Origin of the sequence: Pedobacter sp. KACC 23697 (genome assembly GCF_045348445.1) — a bacterium.
GTDB lineage: Bacteria > Bacteroidota > Bacteroidia > Sphingobacteriales > Sphingobacteriaceae > Pedobacter.
Window position 1 is genome coordinate 3,407,999 of record NZ_CP157485.1, and the last position, 21,250, is coordinate 3,429,248.

At 38.4% G+C, this 21,250-nt stretch carries 20 protein-coding genes; 2 read left to right on the forward strand and 18 right to left on the reverse strand.

From position 1 onward, the window contains the following. Nucleotides 1–120 precede the first annotated feature (120 nt). From ABEG20_RS13550 to hemA, 12 genes are all read right to left on the reverse strand, one after another. The gene (locus tag ABEG20_RS13550) at nucleotides 121–1,278 is read right to left on the reverse strand and encodes a hypothetical protein (RefSeq protein WP_406823860.1); all 1,158 of its coding nucleotides are present in this window, start codon (nucleotides 1,276–1,278) and stop codon (nucleotides 121–123) included. A 226-nt stretch (nucleotides 1,279–1,504) separates the two neighbouring features. Further along, nucleotides 1,505–2,059 (reverse strand): CopD family protein, encoded by a 555-nt coding sequence (locus ABEG20_RS13555; RefSeq protein ID WP_406823861.1) that lies wholly within the window; start codon nucleotides 2,057–2,059, stop codon nucleotides 1,505–1,507. Beyond that, nucleotides 2,056–2,802, reverse strand: a complete 747-nt coding sequence (locus ABEG20_RS13560; RefSeq protein WP_406823862.1) for a hypothetical protein — start codon at nucleotides 2,800–2,802, stop codon at nucleotides 2,056–2,058. The genes ABEG20_RS13555 and ABEG20_RS13560 overlap by 4 nt, the downstream gene beginning before the upstream one ends. Further along, the gene (locus ABEG20_RS13565) at nucleotides 2,802–3,035 is read right to left on the reverse strand and encodes a hypothetical protein (RefSeq protein WP_193420515.1); all 234 of its coding nucleotides are present in this window, start codon (nucleotides 3,033–3,035) and stop codon (nucleotides 2,802–2,804) included. The genes ABEG20_RS13560 and ABEG20_RS13565 overlap by 1 nt, the downstream gene beginning before the upstream one ends. A gap of 47 nt (nucleotides 3,036–3,082) precedes the next feature. Beyond that, nucleotides 3,083–4,108 carry a uroporphyrinogen decarboxylase gene (gene hemE / locus ABEG20_RS13570; protein ID WP_406823863.1) on the reverse strand — a complete coding sequence of 342 codons (1,026 nt, stop codon included), beginning with the start codon at nucleotides 4,106–4,108 and terminating at the stop codon, nucleotides 3,083–3,085. 187 nt (nucleotides 4,109–4,295) lie between these two features. Continuing rightward, nucleotides 4,296–4,811, reverse strand: a complete 516-nt coding sequence (locus tag ABEG20_RS13575) for a hypothetical protein (RefSeq protein ID WP_406823864.1) — start codon at nucleotides 4,809–4,811, stop codon at nucleotides 4,296–4,298. Then, nucleotides 4,811–5,515 (reverse strand): response regulator transcription factor, encoded by a 705-nt coding sequence (locus ABEG20_RS13580; RefSeq protein ID WP_010602455.1) that lies wholly within the window; start codon nucleotides 5,513–5,515, stop codon nucleotides 4,811–4,813. Before ABEG20_RS13580 ends, ABEG20_RS13575 begins: the two co-directional genes overlap by 1 nt. Nucleotides 5,516–5,523: 8 nt before the next feature. Continuing rightward, complete coding sequence (locus tag ABEG20_RS13585; RefSeq protein ID WP_406823865.1) at nucleotides 5,524–6,390, reverse strand: sensor histidine kinase; 867 nt, start codon at nucleotides 6,388–6,390, stop codon at nucleotides 5,524–5,526. 162 nt (nucleotides 6,391–6,552) lie between these two features. Continuing rightward, nucleotides 6,553–7,923, reverse strand: coding sequence for a glutamate-1-semialdehyde 2,1-aminomutase (gene hemL, locus ABEG20_RS13590; protein ID WP_406823866.1), 1,371 nt, complete (start codon nucleotides 7,921–7,923; stop codon nucleotides 6,553–6,555). Between the two features lie 174 nt (nucleotides 7,924–8,097). Further along, nucleotides 8,098–9,066 (reverse strand): porphobilinogen synthase, encoded by a 969-nt coding sequence (gene hemB / locus ABEG20_RS13595; RefSeq protein WP_406823867.1) that lies wholly within the window; start codon nucleotides 9,064–9,066, stop codon nucleotides 8,098–8,100. 196 nt (nucleotides 9,067–9,262) lie between these two features. Then, entirely contained in the window at nucleotides 9,263–10,843 is a 1,581-nt protein-coding gene (hemC, locus tag ABEG20_RS13600) for a hydroxymethylbilane synthase (protein ID WP_406823868.1), read from the reverse strand. Nucleotides 10,844–11,209: 366 nt separating this feature from the next. Further along, nucleotides 11,210–12,436, reverse strand: a complete 1,227-nt coding sequence (hemA, locus tag ABEG20_RS13605) for a glutamyl-tRNA reductase (protein WP_406823869.1) — start codon at nucleotides 12,434–12,436, stop codon at nucleotides 11,210–11,212. 139 nt (nucleotides 12,437–12,575) lie between these two features. Here hemA and ABEG20_RS13610 point away from each other — a divergent pair, with 139 nt between their 5' ends. After that, nucleotides 12,576–12,959 (forward strand): MauE/DoxX family redox-associated membrane protein, encoded by a 384-nt coding sequence (locus tag ABEG20_RS13610; protein WP_406823870.1) that lies wholly within the window; start codon nucleotides 12,576–12,578, stop codon nucleotides 12,957–12,959. Nucleotides 12,960–13,301: 342 nt separating this feature from the next. After that, nucleotides 13,302–14,129, forward strand: coding sequence for an alpha/beta hydrolase family protein (locus ABEG20_RS13615; RefSeq protein WP_406823871.1), 828 nt, complete (start codon nucleotides 13,302–13,304; stop codon nucleotides 14,127–14,129). A gap of 117 nt (nucleotides 14,130–14,246) precedes the next feature. Here the strand turns inward: ABEG20_RS13615 and ABEG20_RS13620 are convergent, their stop codons facing one another. From ABEG20_RS13620 to ABEG20_RS13645, 6 genes are all read right to left on the reverse strand, one after another. Next, a complete protein-coding gene (locus ABEG20_RS13620; RefSeq protein WP_406823872.1) occupies nucleotides 14,247–15,521 on the reverse strand; it encodes a mechanosensitive ion channel family protein in 1,275 nt (424 codons plus the stop codon). 225 nt (nucleotides 15,522–15,746) lie between these two features. Beyond that, a complete protein-coding gene (gene ispG / locus ABEG20_RS13625) occupies nucleotides 15,747–17,726 on the reverse strand; it encodes a (E)-4-hydroxy-3-methylbut-2-enyl-diphosphate synthase (RefSeq protein WP_406823873.1) in 1,980 nt (659 codons plus the stop codon). A gap of 332 nt (nucleotides 17,727–18,058) precedes the next feature. Further along, nucleotides 18,059–18,670, reverse strand: a complete 612-nt coding sequence (locus ABEG20_RS13630; RefSeq protein WP_406823874.1) for an RDD family protein — start codon at nucleotides 18,668–18,670, stop codon at nucleotides 18,059–18,061. Nucleotides 18,671–18,773: 103 nt separating this feature from the next. Further along, complete coding sequence (locus ABEG20_RS13635; RefSeq protein WP_406823875.1) at nucleotides 18,774–19,760, reverse strand: LiaF transmembrane domain-containing protein; 987 nt, start codon at nucleotides 19,758–19,760, stop codon at nucleotides 18,774–18,776. Nucleotides 19,761–19,765: 5 nt separating this feature from the next. Next, a complete protein-coding gene (locus ABEG20_RS13640) occupies nucleotides 19,766–20,461 on the reverse strand; it encodes a PspC domain-containing protein (protein WP_406823876.1) in 696 nt (231 codons plus the stop codon). A gap of 19 nt (nucleotides 20,462–20,480) precedes the next feature. Continuing rightward, complete coding sequence (locus tag ABEG20_RS13645; protein ID WP_406823877.1) at nucleotides 20,481–21,170, reverse strand: SDR family oxidoreductase; 690 nt, start codon at nucleotides 21,168–21,170, stop codon at nucleotides 20,481–20,483. Between the last annotated feature and the right edge of the window lie 80 nt (nucleotides 21,171–21,250).

Genomic DNA, 21,250 nt, shown 5'->3' on the forward strand with positions numbered 1-21,250 from the left:
TTTCAAAGGGAGTTAGGCGCAGGGGTAACTTCGGAAGTCTATAAACAACAAACCCCGCAGGTTTTAGATGCCTACAGGATTTATATGGATCAATTAAATTACCCTCAACCTTTCTACCCTCTACCTTCCATCATTTTTCACCTTAAACAATTTAAAGTCCTGCTTATAGGTTAAGAAAAACGAATGATTAAACTGCAGTTGTTTATCAGTATGATCAAGATCGATATGTGGTTCGAAACGTACATCAAGGTATAAATGCGGAATCAATTCTTTTTGATAAGCATAACGCAACGAAACAATATTCCGCGAACTCTGCCTTAACCCGGGACTATATAAATTATCAGAAACAGATTCATACAGCGGCATGCCTTTAATCGAAATAAAGTTATTGCCTTTCCAATAAGAAGCCACCAAGCTTCCCCATTTACTTTCTACCCCGGCATTTAACCATAAGCCAAAACCACCTTGGTAAGCCCTTCTTTTATCGGGAGAGAAATCTTTATAAACCGCAATATAGTTATCGGTATATACCTGTTTAATATGGGTATTAATGTCTTTATGCAGCTTTATACCTGTGGCGCCATTAAACATGGTGGTAATCGGGATTTCTTTTAACACATCAATCTGTCCGCCCTGATGGAAGGCCAAAAACTGTGCGGGAATGCTCAATTTCCAATCATCATTTTTGATTAAAAAACTTTCGGTCGATAATCCACCGATAATTTCCTCTTTGGTCGGATCACCCTTATAAATCATTTTTTGCCAGGCAATCCAGGCATCTAAAGTAAATTTCTTACGCTCTACCAATAATTGTGTTCCATATTCAATCGGCGTAGTCAAAATCCTTTCGAAATCGTATAAAGGCTCGATATACTTATGCTGGATATTTCCTTCAAGACTACCAAAAATTAAGGTGAGGTTACGTTTATGGTACTTTACACTAAACAAGGGTTTGGCATCAGAAATCCCGTTTCTGCCAAAATCTTTTCTGATAAATGCACCTGCGGTAATGGCCAGGTTTGGATGTGCATAATATACTAACTGCGGCTGTAACTGTGTTCCATATAAAGTGTAACCATCATGAAAATCGTTGGTATACTCATAATTACGAACGTAGTTTAAATTGTAGAAGTTGAAATGAACTTCGTTGGTTAAACTGCTATCGGGGCGGATTCTGTTTTCGAAGGCAGATTGATTAAACTGTGCCGAGGCAAAATAAGAACTGAAAAGAAAAGTTATTAAGAATAAGGCCTTTTTAAGACCTGTGTTTGTAAACATGAGCTTGGATTTTATCGCTCAAATTTAGAATAGTTTTTGGTTTATTTAACCGCAAAACACGCGAAGTTTACGCAAAGGAAACAAAGTTAATATGGGTTAATAACCAAGGCTCAATAAACACAAAGTTTTTTAACATCTTTATTTTACAAACATACTCTTAGTAGCTTTTAGATATAATGATTATTCGCCAGGCTTTCGCTTTAGTCTTGGACTTTCAGCTTTTAACTTATTTTCTTAAACGGTAGTTTTTATAAAGTTTAACAGCAATCATTATCGCCATCGCAACGCCCATAATGCCGATTAAACCATAAATCCAGTTAATGGCACTCTTAAGGATCACCACAAATACAATGGCAATCATAAAAATAGTGGCTAGCTCACGCCATAACCTCAACTGAAAGCTGCTTAGCTTAAACTGGTGGTTTTTAAGCTGTTTAACGATATTTTGGCAGATAAAATGATAAATGAGTAAACCTACAACAAAACCTAGTTTTACCCACATCCAATCAGCTTGTAGCAGCGAGCTGTTTAGGGTAAGCATGCCAGCACCAGCTAACACCGAAATAATCATGGCCGGGGTGGCAATAATTTTCCATAAAGTAGCCTCCATTTTAACAAACTGTTTTTGGAGGATACTTTTTTCAGGTTCGGGTTTATCGTTTGCTTCTGTGTGGTATATAAAAAGACTTAAAATATAAAATAAACCGGCCATCCAGCTAATGACAAACACAATATGAACAGCTTTAAAATACTGGTAAAATGGCAATAGGATTTCTATCATTGTTTTATTTTATTCAAAATGTAAGTATCAATCCAATTTGGGATATTAGTAAGTTGTAGATTTAATATTCCATCACAAATTTCACCAACATAATTGTGCTTTGTTTCAGAATTATCCCAAAGATAGGTTTGATCTACTTTTTTAAGCATCTCAATTAATAAACCCATTGTCAAAAAATATCGTTTCTCAATCTTTTCTGCATCAACTAAATGGCCTCCTTTCGAAACCCGATCCTTTACTCTTTCTAAATTCATCTTTGGTGTCTCAGTACCAATAAAATAAAGATAGACCTTATGATTATTACGATGAGCAAAATCGATAAGATCTAATTTAGAAGCATGCGAAAACACCGTTTCGAAGCTGAATGACTTTTTATTTTTGATTAAAGAGTATCGAATAAAATCAGCGACAATGGCAAAATGATAAGAATTATAAATTGTTAAGCTTGATAAGGCTTTAACAATAACATTTTCTCTTACAGCTAAGTTCCAGCTTTTTTTGTCAAATCCAGCTTTTATGAAAAGTCCATTTTGAAAGCAAAACGATTCAAAATCTTCATTAGTAGCATCGATTTCAAAATCAGATAAGTTTAGAAAATTCTTCTTCTTAAATTCTTCTTCCAATAAATCTGCATTAACAAAAATTCGGGTGGAGAAATAGCTTGATTTTATAGAGTCAAACAAAGTAGTTTTACCAGAACCATTTGGTCCTGCAAAAATCCTTAATTTAAGTTTTTTGGGCATTAAAAAAGCTTAATTCTCTTTACAGAAACTCTTCTTCTTTTAAAATTACCTTCTGCTACTTTAACTGTATCTCCGTTGTTGAATGTTCTGTAAACACCATCCGCTTTAACTTCGGTCCTACCTAAGTTTAAGGCATCAACAACCCTTAGAACATCCTCCATCTTCTTGTTAACGGCTCTAATTAATTGTTTAATCGGCAGCTTATCCTCATCATTCAAAGATTTAACAGTCATACTATTGAAGTTATAAAGCTAATATACAAAAAAATCAAATAATTCGGTTAATACCTAAACTCCTTCACCACCTCAATGGCATACTTCACGTTATCGAAAGGAATATCTGGCATAATACCGTGACCTAAATTGAAGATAAAACCTTCCGTACCGCGCATGCGTTCGAATAATTTATGGATCTGTGCTTTAATTACCGCTTTATCGGCGTATAAAATATGCGGGTCCAAATTTCCCTGAACGGCAATACCAGCTGGCAAAGCGTTTTTGATATTCAATAAATCAGCGTTCCAGTCAACCGAAATTACATCTGGTTTAGCTTCTGCCATAATCGGTGCAAAAACCGAACTTCCTTTACAGAAAGAAATCACCGGAATATCTTTTCTATTTAAGCTGGCAATAATTTCCTGAATATAACGGTGCGAAAACTCCTGGTAATCATTCCACGATAGGGCCAGTGCCCAACTATCGAAAATTTGAACTGCGTTTACGCCGGCAGCAATCTGAAGGTTCAGGTAATCTGCCGTTACTTTCGCAATTTTAGCCAAAAGTTTGTGCGCCAATTCTGGTTGGTTGTGTATAAAGAGTTTGGTTAATTTAAAATCTTTAGAAGATCCACCTTCAATTAAATAGCTCATTACGGTAAATGGTGCACCGGCAAAGCCGATTAGCGGAATATTTCCATTTAACCGTTGTTGGATCACTTTAATTGCATCGGCAACATATTGTAATTTGTCTAAACAATCAACATTAAGGTTTTCAACATCCTGGGCTGTGCGCACAGGGTTTGCAAACTTAGGACCAACACCTTGAGTGAAACTTAAATCGCCACCCATTGCCTCTCCGGTTACCAAAATATCAGAGAATAAAATAGCAGCATCAATATCCAATAAATCAACAGGTAACATCGTTACATCTGCTGCAATTTCAGGCGTTTTACACATCTCTAAAAAAGAGTATTTGTTTTTAATTTCCCAATATTGTGGCATAAAACGACCTGCCTGACGCATCATCCATACTGGCGGGCGTTCGGTTTGTTTTGAAAATGCGGCGTCTAAAAATAAATTATTCTTCATGATTTGTATTTGGTGTAGCACTACACGTCTTGCTGAATTTATTTCAGCATCTTTTTTTAGATCCTGAACTGAATTCAGGATGACGAATGGCCTAAATTTAATTGCGCAAAGGTATAAATAAAAAAAAAACGAAGTACCTTTTTATTCCTAAACCGGTGCTTCGTTGTTCAAAATGACAAAATTAGTATTATAACTTGCCGATTTCCTTTTCAATTTTAACAATAATATCTTTCGAGCGTTGGGTTTCGGCAAGTTCTTTGGCTTTTTTGGTATAGGCTTCTGCTCTTTCTCTATCTTTTTTCCGCAAAGCTAGATTAGCCAAGTGGATCAATACATAGGATTTTTCATTCTTACCTCCTACCGGAAAACGACTAGCCAGCTGAAAGTGATATTCTGCTTGATCATAATTTTCCTCTTTCAATGCAATGTTGCCCTGCATAAATTCGTAATAGCCCCTGCGGCTTTTGGCCAAACGTTCTGGTTGTGTTATCTCTGCCAGCAAAGCTTTAGCCTTCCCAAAATCGTTATTTTTGAAATGTTTCGAAGCCATCAAAACCGAACCATGTTTAAAATGGCTCCATATTACAAAGGCCATTAATAATGCCGACAGTGCTGCCAACTGGTATTGATTGTAAAAAACACAAACCAATGCGGCAAGCAGAAAAACCGCCATTAAAGCATACCTGCCCTTATTATTGTACATTAATGACTATCTGTAAATTTGTAGCCTACACCACGGATGGAATGGAAATAAACCGGATTTTTCTGATCTGGCTCGAAATATTTACGGAAAGTTAAAATAAAGTTATCTATTGTTCGTGTTGATGGATAAACGTCGTAATTCCAAACCGTTTCTAAAATCTGCTCTCTTGAAACCGCATCATTTTTACGTTCAATCAGCAATTTTAATAACATGGTTTCCTTTTTGGTTAACGGTGTAATGGTACCATCATCATGTTTCAGCTCGAAAGAGTTAAAATAAATGGTTTTATCACCGATTTTATAAGAGTTTAATTCTTTTAGATCATCAGATTTTAAACTGCGTTTAACCAGGATACCCACACGGAGAATTAATTCTTCCAGGTTGAATGGTTTAACCAAATAATCATCAGCGCCTTTTTTCAAACCTAAAACACGGTCTTCAGACGTGTTTTTAGCAGTTAAAAACATAATCGGAACTTCTGCATTTTCTAAACGAATGGTTTCACAAACCTGAAAACCATCCATTTCAGGCAACATTACATCTAAAACGATTAGATTAAAGCGTTCTTCTTTAAAAATTTTAAGAGCGGTTTTGCCATCTTTAACGGCATGAACTTTATAACCCTCCAGTTCGAGGTTTAATTTGATAGCATCTAACAAGTGATCCTCGTCCTCTACCAATAGAATTCTTAATTTTTGTGACATAATTGAGATTAACTAAATGTTACTTCAAAAATACTTCCTTGAGGCAAATTGTCTTTTACTGTAATATCTGCATCATGGTATTGTAAAACCTCTTTCACAATAAACAAGCCTAAACCTGTTCCTTTCGCTTTTCTGACATTCTCGTTACCAACCCGGTAAAATTTATCAAATATCAACATTTTTTCGGCATCTGAAATACCCGGCCCTTTATCAATTACGCTAAGCTGAATATGTCCGTCTACTTTGTTTAAATGCACATTTATCTCATCACACGGACTTGAATATTTAACTGCATTCTCGATTAGGTTGGTCACTACAGACGATAAGGCAAATTTGTCACCCATGATCTGCAAATTTGGCTGAATGTGGGCATTGATCAACTGTTCATTGCCACAGGAATGAACCTGAAGCCGGTCGGTTATCTTGTAAACCAGTTCTGAAAAATTAAACTCCTCCTTTGGAAAGGTATATGAACGGTTTTCGATTTTGGTGGCCAGCAACATATTTTCGACCAGATCATCCAAACGTTCAATATCTTTTAACGAATTATTTAACAGTGAAATTTGGCGGGCTTTATCTAAATCTCTTTTAACAATGGTTTGGATAGAAAGTTTAATGGCCGCTAAAGGAGATTTTAACTCATGTGTAATCGACATTAAAAAGTTCTGCTGCTGTTCCCTCAGTTTATCTTCTCTTTTTAAAGACTGATGGAGAAAGTAGCCACCAATACAAAGCAGGAATAAAAATACCGAACCCTCACCCATAATCATCGTCATGCGGCTGGGTTGTAAACGCACCACCAGGGTACCCCACGAAATGAGCTGAACCAGTGCATAAAGCAATAATGCGTAAAATATGATAATCGATTTCTTCATTTATGAATTTTTCCTTCGGGTTGATTACACAGATTTGATTCTTAAAATTATCGCGACCGGTGTGTGTGCCTAAGATTGTTTCTTTCCTCGCAATGACGATATTTTCCTATTGACCGTATCTACACGAACCATTACTGGGTATACTTCAACATTTAGTACCTTCTACTTTTTAAACACCAAGTCCAACGCTTCAAAAATAGCACGTTTAGCTTTCTCCAGTTCGATCTTGGTGTGTGCTGAAGATACGAAACCAACTTCATATCCCGATGGACCCAAATAAATTCCTCTATTTAATAATTCACGGTGCATCACTTTAAATTTCTCCATGCTGCCGGCATCAATATCATCAGCCGACTGGATTTTATCCTTATCGGTAAACGCAAACCAGAAGATAGAGCCAATGGTAAACACTTTAAACTTATAATTACGTGCAGTTGCAAAACGCTGAATACTGGCTACAAATTCCTGTGCTTTATTATTTAAATCTTTATAAAAGCCAGATTTACCCAGCTCGGTTAAAGTTGCAATTCCTGCCGCCATGGCTACGGGATTGCCCGATAAAGTTCCGGCCTGGTAAACGCCTCCATCTGGAGAAATGTGGGCCATAATTTCAGCACGGGCACCATACATACCCACAGGCAATCCACCACCAATAATTTTGCCATAAGTAACAATATCAGGTGTAATGCCATAGTGTGCGGCAGCACCTTCAAAGCCAACCCTGAATCCGGTAATTACTTCATCAAAAATTAAAAGCGAACCATTATCGCTACAGATTTTACGCAGAAAATGAATGTATTCTTCATCCTGCATAATTAAACCGTTATTTGCCGGAATTCCTTCGATAATTACTGCAGCAATCTGATCTTTAAATTGTGTAAACGCCTGATCAATTGCCGTCTTATCATTTAATGGAACTACAATAGTTTCTTCGGCAAAAGATTTGGGTACACCTGCAGAAGAAGTTTCGCCAAAAGTAACCAGACCCGAACCTGCTTTAACCAATAGCGAATCGCTGTGGCCATGGTAACAGCCTTCGAACTTTAAAATTTTATCACGACCGGTAAAACCTCTGGCCAAACGTATAGCTGACATTACGGCTTCTGTACCTGAACTGGTGAAACGGATTTTCTCCACAAAACGGTTGTTCTTGATAATCAGCTCTGCCAGTTCATTTTCCAAGGCGGTCGGTGCGCCAAAACTCATGCCGTTTTGCATCACTTCGGTTACTTTTTCGCGGATTTTAGGATTATTATGCCCCAAAATCAGCGGTCCCCAGCTACCGCAGAAATCGATAAACTGGTTACCATCGGCATCCCAGATATAACAGCCGTCACCTTTTTCGATAAAAAGCGGTGTACCATAAACCGATTTAAAAGCCCTTACAGGTGAATTTACCCCTCCAGGGAAATAAGTTTTTGATTTTTCATACAGTTCGGCAGATTTTACCCTCGAAATATCAGGTTTACTGCCTGTATTTACCGGAATATCGGCTTCGTTGCCTGAAAACATTTTCTTTAATGAATCTAACATTTTATTAAGGTTGAAGGCTGAAAGGTGGAAGGTAAAAGGCTTTGGGCGTATAACCCATAACCAATAAACCATCAATCTTTTGCCTCATTATATTTTGTAGGATTTAAAACGAATTGTTAAGGATTTAGATTGTGGGTATATACCCTCAACCATTAAGCCTTCTGCCTTCCGCCTCTAAAGCCAGTTGTTATTTAAAATATCTTTAATATGGTAAGTGGTAATAATGCTTGCTCCAGCGCGGGCAAAGGCGTGCATGGTTTCCATTACCACTTTTTGTTCGTCAATCCAACCACGCTCGGCTGCTGCTTTTACCATTGAATATTCACCAGACACATTGTAAACTGCGATCGGCAAATTGGTATCTTGTTTTAAACGCTGAATGATGTCGAGATAAGCCAGACCTGGTTTTACCATTAAAACATCGGCTCCCTCCTGCTCGTCTAAAGCCGCTTCGCGCAAAGCTTCCAATGGGTTCCTGAAATCCATCTGATAAGCTTTTCTATCGCCTTTGCTTGGTGCGCAATCTGCGGCCTCTCTAAAAGGGCCGTAATAGGCTGAAGCAAATTTTGTGGCATGGCTCATGATGGCTGCATTTACAAAACCGTTTTCATCCAAAAGGTTACGCATGGCTTCAATCCTGCCATCCATCATATCCGATGGCGCAAACATATCAGCACCAGCTTCTGCATGTGTTAAAGCCATTTTTGCAATCACTTCAACTGTCTTATCATTTTGTACGTAATCGTTTTCTAAAATACCGCAATGACCGTGGGTGGTATAAGAACAAACACAAACATCAGTTATTACATATAAATCGTCGGCAAATTGTTTTTTGAGCTCACGAACTGCCGTTGGTACTAAAGAATGATCATGGTAAGCCGATTTAGCATCTGCTGATTTTTCATCGCCAACGCCAAAAAGCATGATCTTATTGAGGCCCTTTTTCATTCCGGCTTCCACATCTTTTATCAAAGCATCAACCGAATAATGGTTTACACCCGGCATGGCATCAATAGCATGGGTAACATGATTACCTGGCACCACGAAATAAGGGTACACAAACATATCTTTCGATAACCGGGTTTCGGCTACCAGCTCTCTCACCAACGGATTTTTCCGTAATCTTCGGGGACGATTTAACATTTTTTTGTATCAAGTATTTAGTATCAGGATTTGAAGTATCGAAATTTTAGTATCGAATATCAAGACCTGAATATCTTTTTATTTTTTCCTTACGGGGCAATTACGTAGATGGTTTTCCACCGGGAGGTAATCAGCTTTGCACTTTTAGTCTTTCTGCATCTTACCTTACACCCTAAACCTTCTGCCTTCCTACCCTTTACCTTATTTCTATTCCAAAAACCGCTTCTGCCAACCCAATTTCATCTGGCGAATATGGCAAAGCATATTTCACGCCCATTTCATCAAATTTCTTACCGGTTGAGTTTCCTATTGCTATTACCTGCTGGCCTGGTTCCAGTAAATTATCAGCGAAATACGCATCTACATTTGATGGACTGGTAAAAATGAGCACATCAGCATAACTCTGGTCTATATCTTCTTCAATTACGGTTTCATAAATGGGCAGATCAATTATTTTAGCATCAGCCGGTAATGATTTTTGAATAGACTGCAAAGAATCCTGTGCTCTCGGAAACAATATCTGCTGACCAGGAACCAGTTTTGCAAAATCTTCTGCAACTTCTGTAATATCACCACTCTCACCAACAAAATCGGCGATATGTCCAAATTTACGCAAGGCATCTTCCGATCCTCTTCCCACGACACCGAATTTGGTTCTCTTAGGCAATACCGGTTTTAAGTTGAAAAAATATTCGACACTGTTGCGGCTACTGAAGAAAACCCAATCTACATGCTTCAGTATAAACTGATCTAAAACAGTTACAATCGGGAATGTACGGATTAGTGAACGTCCTTCTATTTCAATATTGTTATTTTCTAATGCCCTTCGGAAATAACTGTGTTCACCTATCTCACGCGAAATAAAAACCTTTGCCGGTTTCTTTCTGTCCTGATTAAACTTGCTAACAATTTTTTCAGCCAGGCCTTCAGTACTTTCTGCACGTAAAAATAAACGTTCAGGAAAATGATCAGCGGTTTCGGCCTTTGAAGTCCAGATTTCGAATTTTCCATTTTCCTTTTTGCAATAACAGCCTAAAGGCATGTGGCAACCACCTTCAAAAAGGTTTAAAACCTTGCGTTCTACAGTTACGGTTTCAGCTGTCGCAGGATCGTGCAATTTTTGTAGTGCATCAAAAAGCTCGGTATCATTTTCCCTGATCTGAATGGCTAAAGCACCTTGCGCAGGTGCAGGGATAAACTCCGTGGTTTCCAATTCTTCTACATGTAAATCAGTCACATCAAGGTTTAAACGTTTAACACCAGCTTTGGCAATCAAAATGGCATCATAATCTTCATCACGGAGCTTTTGGATCCGGGTAGGTACGTTTCCACGTAAATCCTCAATCTCCAAATCAGGGCGTAAGCCTAATAACTGGGCTTTGCGGCGGTTAGAGGAAGTACCCACCATGGCACCTTTTTTTAACGACAGTTTCTGCGTAACATCTACACAGTCTTTTAAAATCAAAAGATATTCACTTGCTTCCTCCCGTGGTGGTAAAGCAGCAATGGTCAATCCTGCCGGATGCGTAGTCGGTAAATCTTTAAGGCAATGTACAGCCAGATCGATTGTTCCTCCCAAAAGTTCTTCTTCCAGTTCTTTGGTAAAAAAGCCTTTGCCTTCCAGTTTATCTAATCTTAAGTTCAGGATTTTATCCCCCTGAGTTTTAATGATTTTGATTTCTGCATCAATTCCGATGGCTGCCAATTCATCTTTGATGTGATTTGCTTGCCATAATGCCAGGTCGCTACCGCGTGTTCCGATGGTTAATTTCTTCACTGTAAAGGTTAAATGAGCTACAAATTTAAGTTAATTAGTGGTTTATACCATGAATTGTTTAAAAATGAGACAGTGAGGTTACATAAAGAAGAATTTAAAGGATTTCTGTGACATTAGGGAATAAATTTTGTCATTCTGAGCGCAGCGAAGAATCTCTGGAGACACGATTTTCACCGCAAATAAATTCAAATATTATGTTTTAAGAGATGATTAAAAATCCATTTAAGTTGATTGCTGAAAGATGCTTAAATAAGTTCTGCACGACGACAAGGGAATCGATTTCAGGATTTATCTAAAAGACAAAAGATTCTTCACTGCGTTCAGAATAACAAAAGATATTTGGACTTAGCGATCTTTGCGGTTAAATTAAGGTTGGTTCACCAGAATTTCTTTTGCCATTACCATGGGTACGCTGATGTATTTTTTCTCCATGTAATTCATTACACGTTCTAAAACTTCACGCGAGGCCTCATCCATCTGACTGATTTCCTCAGCAAAAACACCATTTATGGCTGTATTTTTGATTTCTTTAATCTTTCTCGGCACTTCCTGCATCGCCAGTTCGATACGGCGTTGTTTTAAAACAGAGAAAAATTCGGTAATGTTATTGCTGATAATTTCTTCGGCGTGCACCAGTTCGTTATAACGTTCCTGGATGTTTTTTCGCGCCACCTCTTTCAGTGATTCTACCTCAATATAGTGTACAGGATTATTATGGATCACGGCGGGCATCACATCATTCGGAATGGCCAGATCTACAATCACTTTTTTGCCCTGATCACCATTCAACAGTTTAGCGTATAGCGCTTCGTTAATAATGGCCTCAGTAGAACCCGTACAGGTAATGATCACGTCAAATCCTTCATTAAAATCTTCAAGTGCCGTTAATGGATAAGCTTTACCAGCCAACTCTGCGGCCAAAGATTCGGCCTTAGAAAACGTACGGTTGAAAATAGAGAAATTGGAGTATTTGTGTTTGTTAAGATATTTTGCAATGTTCTGGTTGGTTTCGCCAGCACCAATAATCAAGATACGAGAGTTGCCACACATGTTTAACTCTTTTAGCTTACGGTAAGCCAATGAAACAACAGAAACCGGATTTTTAGAAATATTGGTGTGCGTATAAACTTCTTTAGCGGTTTTAACTACACGATCCATAATCATACGCATGTAATCGCCGGTAAATCCAGCATCGCGGCAGTTTTCGTAAGCCTTACGGATCTGGGCAAGGATTTCCTTTTCGCCAACCACCAAACTCTCTAAAGAACATGATGTTCTCAACAAATGGTTAAAGGCTTCTTCGTTTTCGTATACCGTAACATTATCCAGAAAACGCTCCATAAATTCAGGAGGCAACCCCATGTCTAAAACAGTAAGAAATCTGGTTACGAATTCTTTGTCGGTTTTCTCTTTGGTCAGGAAAACAAATTCTACTCGGTTACACGTACCAACATAGAAAATTTCGCTAACGGGAAGCTCTGCTTGAACATTCTTCAACCTGCTATCTAAACTCTGGTCACAAATAACTAATTTCCCTAAAGATTTCAGGTCGATGTGGTGATGCGTAAAAGCTATTACTTTTAAATATTCCAAGTGCTTCCGTTATTAACTATTATCGGGATACAAAAGTAACATGGTGAAGGCATGTGACTGTCATTAACCTGTAATTTACATCAATTTAGAACGGTTTTAAATAGCAAACCTAAAGTTTAAAACAATATACAGATCACAGATGAACAGACCGATTTATAATTTTTTTCTTTGGATTTATGCCCTTTTCTACGTTCTGGCGGGATGTAACCACTTTTTATCCACTTCAGTATATTACGTCATCATTCCAAAATGGTTGCCTGCACCTGGCTTTTTAATTTATTTTTCGGGAATATCAGAAATTATTTTGGGGCTTTTATTGTTATTCAATAAGACCAGAAGGCTTGCTTCGATCCTCATTATACTAATGCTGATTGCTTTTTTGCCTGCGCACATTTACATGATCCGGAAAGCACCCTTTATGTTGGGCCAAATAATGGTTACTCCACTAATTGCGTGGCTGAGATTGCCTTTTCAGCTGGTGTTTATTGGCTGGGCATGGTATTATTGTAAGAAAACAACCTGACGATGTCTTTTTTGAAAAACAGAAGCTGTATTTCATTTTAGTGATCGTAACACTATTCGTTACAATGTTTTTGTGAATGTCAGGCTGAGCCTGTCGAAGACCTGCATCAAAAAGGATTTTCACGCCTATCCGGGTTTAGAGAACATTATCCTCTTGTTCTATAAACGTTTTTTTTAAAGCAAAGTCATTTCGACCGCGGTAGAGAAATCTATATAATTTATAATTACTGTAAAACTAGATTTCTCCATTTCGTTGCATTACCGTCGAAAGGACGATCTCTCTTAAAAGCACACAACAAAATTAGATTTTGTAGGTTTATATTTTACATCAATTCTTTAAACTATGATTACACAAAGCAATTTTAGCCTTAGCGGTGCAGACGGAAAATTAATTATTGGCGACATCACTTTTGATGAAAAAAATCCTAATACCCCCATCGTACTTTTTGTACATGGTTTTAAAGGTTTTAAAGATTGGGGTGCCCATAACTTGGTAGCCAGGTATTTTGCCGGCAATGGTTACCGTTACGTTAAGTTTAATTTATCACATAGTGGTGTACCAGTTGATGACCCGAAAGATGTGACGGATATGGACGCTTTTGCCAGCAATACCGTATCGAAAGAGCTTTTTGATGTAAATGCAGTATTGGATTTTATCGATAAAGCTTACGGCGCAGATACCAAAGTAAATTTGATTGGCCATAGCCGTGGCGGTGGATTATCCATCATCGAAGCTGCAAACGATTTGAGGATTAACAAACTGATTACCTGGAGTGCCATTGCCGATTTTAATAGTCTTTGGAAAAAGGAACAAGAGGCAGAATGGAAAAAAACCGGAAGGATTTTTGTTACCAATGCCCGTACAAAAGAACAGATGCCATTGAATGTAACGCTATTGGAAGATCTGGAAGAACATGCGGCAACATTAAATATTATAGATGCAGCAAAGCGCATAAATATCCCCTGGTTGATTATTCACGGCGATGATGATGTAAATGTCCCTTTCGAAACCGCGCAAACCTTGGCAGAGGCCAATCCAAATAGCAGGTTGGTTAAAATTGAAGGTGCAAACCATGTTTATGGGGCAACACAGCCTTACACCAGCGAAACTTTACCACCACTATTATTTAAAGTTTGCGAAAAGGTTTTGGTATTTTTGGGTGAAGAATAAGTAAACGTTATAACTGTTTTAACCTCAGTACAAATTAAAGAAATTGCAGACACAATCGATAGCGGTTTCGTATATAGCATTGAAGATATTATTATGCTGGAGAAACCCCGGGGGTGATTAATCATCCCCTCTTCTTACAAAATTACGCATATCACTTCCGCTAGGACTTTGGAAAATCTCCAGATCGAAATAAGGTACCGCGGCCAGTAAGTGGTCAAAAATATCTGCAGCCACTTCTTCAAAACGTTTTAAAGCTTTTTCTTTCGAAAATACGTAAATCTCGATTGGCAACCCGTTTTCTGTAGCCTGTAACTGGCGCACCATAAAGGTGAGTTCTTTATTGATATATGGATTACTTTCGAGGTATTTTTCGGCATAAACCCTGAAAGTACCAATATTGGTCATGTGGCGGCCATTCACTAGGTTGTTAGGGTTTACTGTATTTTCAGCGTTATAACGTTCAATAAAAGCCTGGGTTTCTTTGAGATAATCTTTTAAATAATCTATGCTTTGTAACCTCCCGATCAGTTCTTCATCACAAAATTTAATACTCGAAATTTTAATGTTAATATGGCGTTTAATCCGCCTACCCTCACTTTCTTCCATGGCACGCCAATTTTTGAACGACTCACTTACAATGGCGTAACTAGGCACAATGGTTACCGTTTTATCCCAGTTACGTACTTTAATGGTGGTTAAATTAATCTCGGTTACTTCGCCATCCGCACCATATTTTTCTACCGTAATCCAATCGCCTACCCTCACCAGGTCGATGGCACTCATCTGTACCGATGCCACAAAACCTAAAATAGGGTCCCGGAAAACCAGGATAAAAACAGCAGTAACTGCACCGAAACCACCAAAGACATATAGGGGTGATTCACCTAAAATAATCGATAGAATCAAGACAAAACCAACAATGTAAAACACAATTTTGGCTACCTGTTTATAACTCCTGATGGGTTTATCTGCATATTTCTTTGATGATTCCATGATAGAAACCACCGCATTCAAAAATGCATTTACAGCAAACATCACGGCTAAAACCATATAGATTTTAGCAAAAATCAAAGCGTAGAAATGCCAGTTTTTAAAATAGATAAAAAGATATGGAACAACATTGTAAATAATGTAAGCACCAAATATTAAGGCAAATGCCCTGAAAACACGAAATTCGAATAATGCCTTTTGCCAATCGGATTTGGTTTTGGCACTTTTTACCATCACAATAAAAACCTGGCGTGTTACAAAAATGGTGACAAACAGGAATAATATAACCGCAACAAGCCCGATAAAAAAATAAGCATAAATGAGTTCGTTACCTGCAAGGCCTTTACCAGCCAGCCAGTTCCTAAGTTCGTTAAAAAGGTATTGAAACTCCGGAATTTTCATCTAGGTAATTTAGGATTTATTGTTTAGAAAATTAAATGGTTTTCTATTCTTTCTCATGCTGAATGCAATGAAGAATCTGCTGTGAGCATATTGGTGTTGTTAAGACTATGCCAGTATTGATAATGGCGCAGTAGTTTGTAATACGGTACTACCTGGATATAGATTTTTCACTGCGCTCAGAATGACAGTATAGTGGTCTGTGAGACGCAGACCACTACGTGTATTTTAAACTTTTTCTACCCAGTTTCCGTCGTCTTTAATTATATCGATCAGTTCATCCAAAGCATAAGCAGTAGTTACATTTTTCTTTACCACTTCTTTACCACGGTATAAAGTAATTTTATCAGGTCCGGTGCCAACATAACCGTAATCGGCATCGGCCATTTCGCCGGGACCGTTAACAATACAGCCCATGATGCCAATTTTGATACCTTTTAAATGATCAGTTCGTGAGCGGATCAGTTGTGTGGTTTCCTGCAAGTCGAAAAGGGTTCGGCCGCAGCTTGGGCACGAAATGTATTCTGTTTTACTGATCCTTGTACGTGTAGCCTGTAAAATCCCAAAACTGGTTGAATTGATCAATGAAAGGTTTTGTCCTTTCGCATCAATCCATACGCCGTCGCCAAAGCCATCGGTAAGCAAGGCACCCAGATCGGTAGCGGCATAAAGCATTAAATGATTGGCATCTGCATCCTCATAAGTTCTTTTTATCATAACCGGAATCTGAACATTTTTTTCCTGCATTGAAACAAAAAATGCCCTTTGCTCAGCCATACCGTGAGTTGAACTGGTTTCGAGAATTAAAACAACCGTATTATCCAACTGTGCAATTGTTGTATTGCTAAATTGTTTTGAATTAACCTGAACAAAGTTTAACATTTCATCCCGAATTTCACTTTCAATAAATTCTTCTAAAGAAAATAAAGGATGACAATTGTTCTTATCTTTTAATTTTAACCAGGTTTGGTAATTATAAACCTGTTTTAAATTCCCCGGAAAAGAGAAAGAAGGTAAATTATCACCTAAAAAAGCTAAATCGCAAGCCTGGTCGGCCAGATTATATTTATCTAAACCTGCACTATAGTGATAACCAACCGAACTCAAAAAGTAAGGATCTTTTAAATTTTCTTTCGAAACATCAATCATCACTACCGGATGGTGATGACCGCCAATATGTTGTACAGGCGTGGTAATGCGGCGGTTGTATTCGTAAGGATTATAGGTTTGGCGTGGAGCGTGGGGCGTGGGGCGTAAATTAATTGACTCCGGACTTCCGACTCCGGACTTCGGACTCCTTAAGGAATAGCGGTCTGCCAAAGCTTTAGCCACCGGTGCTTCAAATTCAGGATCTTCCGTTAAAGATACACGAATGGTATCACCCAGTCCATCTTCTAATAGAGTACCAATACCAACGGCCGATTTAATGCGACCATCTTCGCCGTCACCGGCTTCTGTAACGCCTAAATGCAAAGGATAATTCATGCCCTCTTTAGCCATGGTTTCTACCAGTAAACGATAAGCCTGAACCATCACCTGGGTATTGCTGGCTTTCATCGAGATCACCAGGTTATAATAATTCTGGTCTTCGCACATTCGGATAAACTCCATTGCAGATTCAACCATTCCGCGGGGTGTATCGCCATAATGGCTCATAATCCTGTCGGAAAGTGAACCATGATTGGTGCCGATGCGCATGGCCGTACCATATTCCTTACAAATTTTTACTAAGGGGATAAACTTTTTGTAAATCCGGCTTAATTCTGCGTTATAGGCATCCTGGGTGTATTCTATATTTTCGAATTTCTTTTTATCCGCATAGTTACCTGGGTTTACGCGTACTTTTTCTACAATCCTCGCGGCCATTTCGGCAGCATTAGGCGTAAAATGAATATCAGCAATTAATGGGACGTTATAACCACGAAAACGCAGTTCTTTTTTAATATTGGCCAGGTTTTCGGCTTCTTTAATACTGGGCGCAGTAATACGCACATATTCGCAGCCCGATTCTACCATGCGGATGGTCTGCTCTACTGTACCCAAAGTATCCATCGTATCGGTGGTCGTCATCGATTGGATCCGGATCGGATTGTGCCCCCCCAATGCAATATCACCGATGTTTACTTCCCGGGTTAGATACCTGGAATAAGCGGTTAAATTGTTGCAATATCCGCCAGCCAAATCATGTTTTGCCAATATATTTTCCATCTGTTTGCAAAGATAAGGATTGTTGGAATGTTTTTAAGTTGGAATGTTGTAATTAAATCGGCCTGATTATCTCAGAAAAATTAAAGCTTTTGTTTTTGAAAACGGGAGAGCAGCATTACCTGGCAGATGTAGCCCCGCTCCCGCTTCTGCCGATGGAAATATTGGCATCCCGCTTTGATCGGATTTATTTTCTAATGGTGGGTGGGTTTGACCTTAATGCACCGGCCCTAGTTTAATAAACGGGATGGAAGCGGCATACTCCGATTTTACATCGGAGATATAGCGAACAGCGCAGATAATGAAAATAGCAGTATTATCCCTGCTTTTCGAACTTAAATCAACCTGTCTTTAATTACCAAAGTATCTGCTACAATATCATGCCAGCACTGGTGTTTTTTATTCAGGAAACTATATAGATAACCAAAGAAAACTGGAATTACGGATAAGATTTTAGAAAAGTTCCTGACTAAGGAAACACCAAAAGAAACCTGGCTACCCTCTAAATCAGTTACTTTAATATTGAGGAGTTTTTTACCGATAGTAGCCTGACCGGCTAATGCCTCTGCAATACTGCCATAAATAAGTTTAATGATAAATATAGATGGAAAAGGGACTAAAAAGGCCATAATACGCTGGTCTTTCCCTTCGATAAAAATATAACTGGTTAAAATAATCAGGGTATAGAAACCGAAAATAATAAAATGATCAATTACCGAAGCCAATAGTCTTTGATCAAAAGCGGCGAAATATTGGGGAGCTGTTTTTTGATAACTAAAACCCAAAAGCTCACGCAGTTCGGAAACGGCGTGAGCTTCTCGATAATCGTCCATTCCGGGCTTACGTATAAAAGTATTCGCTGTGATGTTTAAATCTTTCAGTTCGTTTAAACTATACGGGCCTTGTGGCTTACCATTAATTACTACTGTGTATTGATCAGGGTTCATCAGGTTGGATCAGGATTTGAGATTTTAGGCTTGTCAGATCATTAGTGTATAAAAGTTAGATCGAATAAAGCCTTAGGCCCTCCACCTTAAACCTTTCACCTTCTTAATATCGGCTTACTTCAAAGTTACTCAATCCCCCATCTAAATTGATAAAGATTTTTTTAGCGGAAGTTTTGTAGTTCGAAGTTTCATAAACACCCTCGCTTAGTTTTTCGAATCCATCAAAATCCTTTGCCGATAAACCTGTTTTGGTTTTAATCCTGCAGCCCGAGTTGGCAGGTACTTTGATTTTAACATCCGCCACACCCGATTTTACGATCACATCAGTTATTGGTAATAAATCTCCAAATTTGATATCAAGAGCTGCTGCCCCACCATCAAAACGGAAAGTACGTACTTTGTAGTCAGCAAAATCGAAGTTGGCCTCGCCTGCACCCAGTTTCATTAATATATCCCAGTTGGCGCCTTTATTCAATTTAAAATCAACGTCGTTACCGCCATCGCCAAAATTCCATTTGTTTTTTTTATCGTCCATTTGGAAAGTAAGTACGGTTGCACTATCGGTCAGTAATTTCTTTAAAGAAAAGTTACCATGTTTTTTCTTTATATCCGCACTAATCAATTCGGAGGTTTCGCCATCAAGTTTAAATGATATACCACCACCTGAAATATTCAAAACTGTTTTCTTAGCATTATCTGCGTTTACAAAGGGCTCTGATAAACTGGAGTGATAGGATGTTGTATCCTGATCATCGTCGTTGTCATTATCATTATCGCCGTCATTGTGATCGATATTTACGTCAATATCTTTTTTGAAATGGCGTCCCCACCAATTCCCATGTTCTGGCACCTGTTGTCCTTTATAAAAAAGGAACGATAATGCCACCACCAGAACACCAATTGAAATCATGCTGCCGGTTTGCGAATTGTTTCTGTTAAAAAGGATATTTAAGCCTGCTATAATTAAGAATACCGGCCAAAAACTCCATACGTTGCGCCAATAAAATTCGATTACGCCAAAGTTTTCGAGTAGAAGTACACCGCCAATAAAAAGCAGGATAATACCCCAAATTAATCTATCTAGTTTCATTTTATTTATATTTGAGGGTTAGCGGGTGTTGACTGATCATCTTTATTTACAGGAGCAACAGGTTCATTTTCTACAACAGCTTCAGAAAAATCTGCCGTTTTCTGCTGTTCTGCCTCTTGCTGGTGCTGAAAAGCCGCCCAGTCATTTTTTCTTTTTGATTTAGCTATAATACTGATACCTAAAGCAATAAATATTAACGGCCACATGTACCTGAACAGGTTACGGATACTAAACCAATCGGGTATAAAATCCATTTCGCGCATCAGGAAAAAACAGCCTATTACCAGCAATAATAGCCCGCCAATAGTTCGGCCTGTATCGTTAGACTTATTAAATTTACTAAAGTCTGGCTGTGTTTCGAAAGGTGTTTTCGGTGTGCCATCTACGGGTTGTGTCCAATTCTGATTTCCCTGGTTAGCAGGTCCTGCAAAAGGATCTGCGGTTCCAAATGGTTGTGCATTTGGATTTTTATTACCAAAGTAATCGTTAAATTTAGAGAACCTTGCTGCCGGATCGTTGTTCACCGGAACAATAATCCACATTACAATATAGGCAATTAAGCCACCTCCAGCCATAAATATGGCCGATAATGCAAACAATAACCTGATTATGGTAACCTCCACCTGCATGTAATCTGCAAGTCCCGAAGCTACACCGGCAATCATCTTATCGTGTTCGTTTCTAAAAAGCTTCTTTTCCATAACGTTGTTCATTTTGTGTTTAAAAATCAATCGGCGTAATTAAAACCTCGTCTACGTTTACCCCTTCACTTAAGCTCAGAATGGTAAATAAAGTTTCTGCAATATCTTCAGGCTGTACAAATTTTTCATCAGGAATTGTTGTGCCTTCCCAGGATGAAGTTTTAGTGGCGCCTGGCAAAAATGCTGTCACTTTAACATGATGAGGTGCTAACTCTTGCCGCAATACATGATTAAGACTCAACATCGCTGCTTTTGTTACACTATAGCTACCTCCATTTTTTACAGGTGCTTTACCGGCCACCGAACAGATGTTGAATATGTGGCCCCGCCTGGCTGAACGCATTTTTTTACCAAAAAACTTACTCAAATAATAACTGGCATTTATATTTAGATGCTGTTGCTTTTCGAAGGTTTCGTCATCCTCATCAAGCATACTGCCAGGCAAAAAAATCCCTACATTATTGATTAAAACATCTACGTCATCAAAATTTATAGCGTTCGAATTTAAAAAAGCATACACTTCTTCTTTAACGGAAAAATCTGCTGGATGAGTAAAAATAACATTCCAATAAGCGGTTAATTCCTCCCGAAGCTTATTGAGGTCATCTAAACCCCTTGCTACTAAAACTACTTCGTATCCATTCTTGGCCAATTTAGTCGCAATCGCTTTCCCGATCCCCTTAGTTGCACCTGTTATTACAGCTTTCATTATTTATGGTTTAATTTTTGTTAACAAAAAACCATAATTATATTCAAAACCACGAATATTTTTGTAATTAGCAAAGCGCT

Coding starts and splice junctions, on each gene's coding strand:
- ABEG20_RS13550 (WP_406823860.1), bottom strand. CDS start 1,278: ATGTTTACAAACACAGGTCTTAAAAAGGCCTTATTCTTAATAACTTTT.
- ABEG20_RS13555 (WP_406823861.1), bottom strand. CDS start 2,059: ATGATAGAAATCCTATTGCCATTTTACCAGTATTTTAAAGCTGTTCAT.
- ABEG20_RS13560 (WP_406823862.1), bottom strand. CDS start 2,802: ATGCCCAAAAAACTTAAATTAAGGATTTTTGCAGGACCAAATGGTTCT.
- ABEG20_RS13565 (WP_193420515.1), bottom strand. CDS start 3,035: ATGACTGTTAAATCTTTGAATGATGAGGATAAGCTGCCGATTAAACAA.
- hemE (WP_406823863.1), bottom strand. CDS start 4,108: ATGAAGAATAATTTATTTTTAGACGCCGCATTTTCAAAACAAACCGAA.
- ABEG20_RS13575 (WP_406823864.1), bottom strand. CDS start 4,811: ATGTACAATAATAAGGGCAGGTATGCTTTAATGGCGGTTTTTCTGCTT.
- ABEG20_RS13580 (WP_010602455.1), bottom strand. CDS start 5,515: ATGTCACAAAAATTAAGAATTCTATTGGTAGAGGACGAGGATCACTTG.
- ABEG20_RS13585 (WP_406823865.1), bottom strand. CDS start 6,390: ATGAAGAAATCGATTATCATATTTTACGCATTATTGCTTTATGCACTG.
- hemL (WP_406823866.1), bottom strand. CDS start 7,923: ATGTTAGATTCATTAAAGAAAATGTTTTCAGGCAACGAAGCCGATATT.
- hemB (WP_406823867.1), bottom strand. CDS start 9,066: ATGTTAAATCGTCCCCGAAGATTACGGAAAAATCCGTTGGTGAGAGAG.
- ABEG20_RS13610 (WP_406823870.1), top strand. CDS start 12,576: ATGAACAGACCGATTTATAATTTTTTTCTTTGGATTTATGCCCTTTTC.
- ABEG20_RS13615 (WP_406823871.1), top strand. CDS start 13,302: ATGATTACACAAAGCAATTTTAGCCTTAGCGGTGCAGACGGAAAATTA.
- ABEG20_RS13620 (WP_406823872.1), bottom strand. CDS start 15,521: ATGAAAATTCCGGAGTTTCAATACCTTTTTAACGAACTTAGGAACTGG.
- ispG (WP_406823873.1), bottom strand. CDS start 17,726: ATGGAAAATATATTGGCAAAACATGATTTGGCTGGCGGATATTGCAAC.
- ABEG20_RS13630 (WP_406823874.1), bottom strand. CDS start 18,670: ATGAACCCTGATCAATACACAGTAGTAATTAATGGTAAGCCACAAGGC.
- ABEG20_RS13635 (WP_406823875.1), bottom strand. CDS start 19,760: ATGAAACTAGATAGATTAATTTGGGGTATTATCCTGCTTTTTATTGGC.
- ABEG20_RS13640 (WP_406823876.1), bottom strand. CDS start 20,461: ATGGAAAAGAAGCTTTTTAGAAACGAACACGATAAGATGATTGCCGGT.
- ABEG20_RS13645 (WP_406823877.1), bottom strand. CDS start 21,170: ATGAAAGCTGTAATAACAGGTGCAACTAAGGGGATCGGGAAAGCGATT.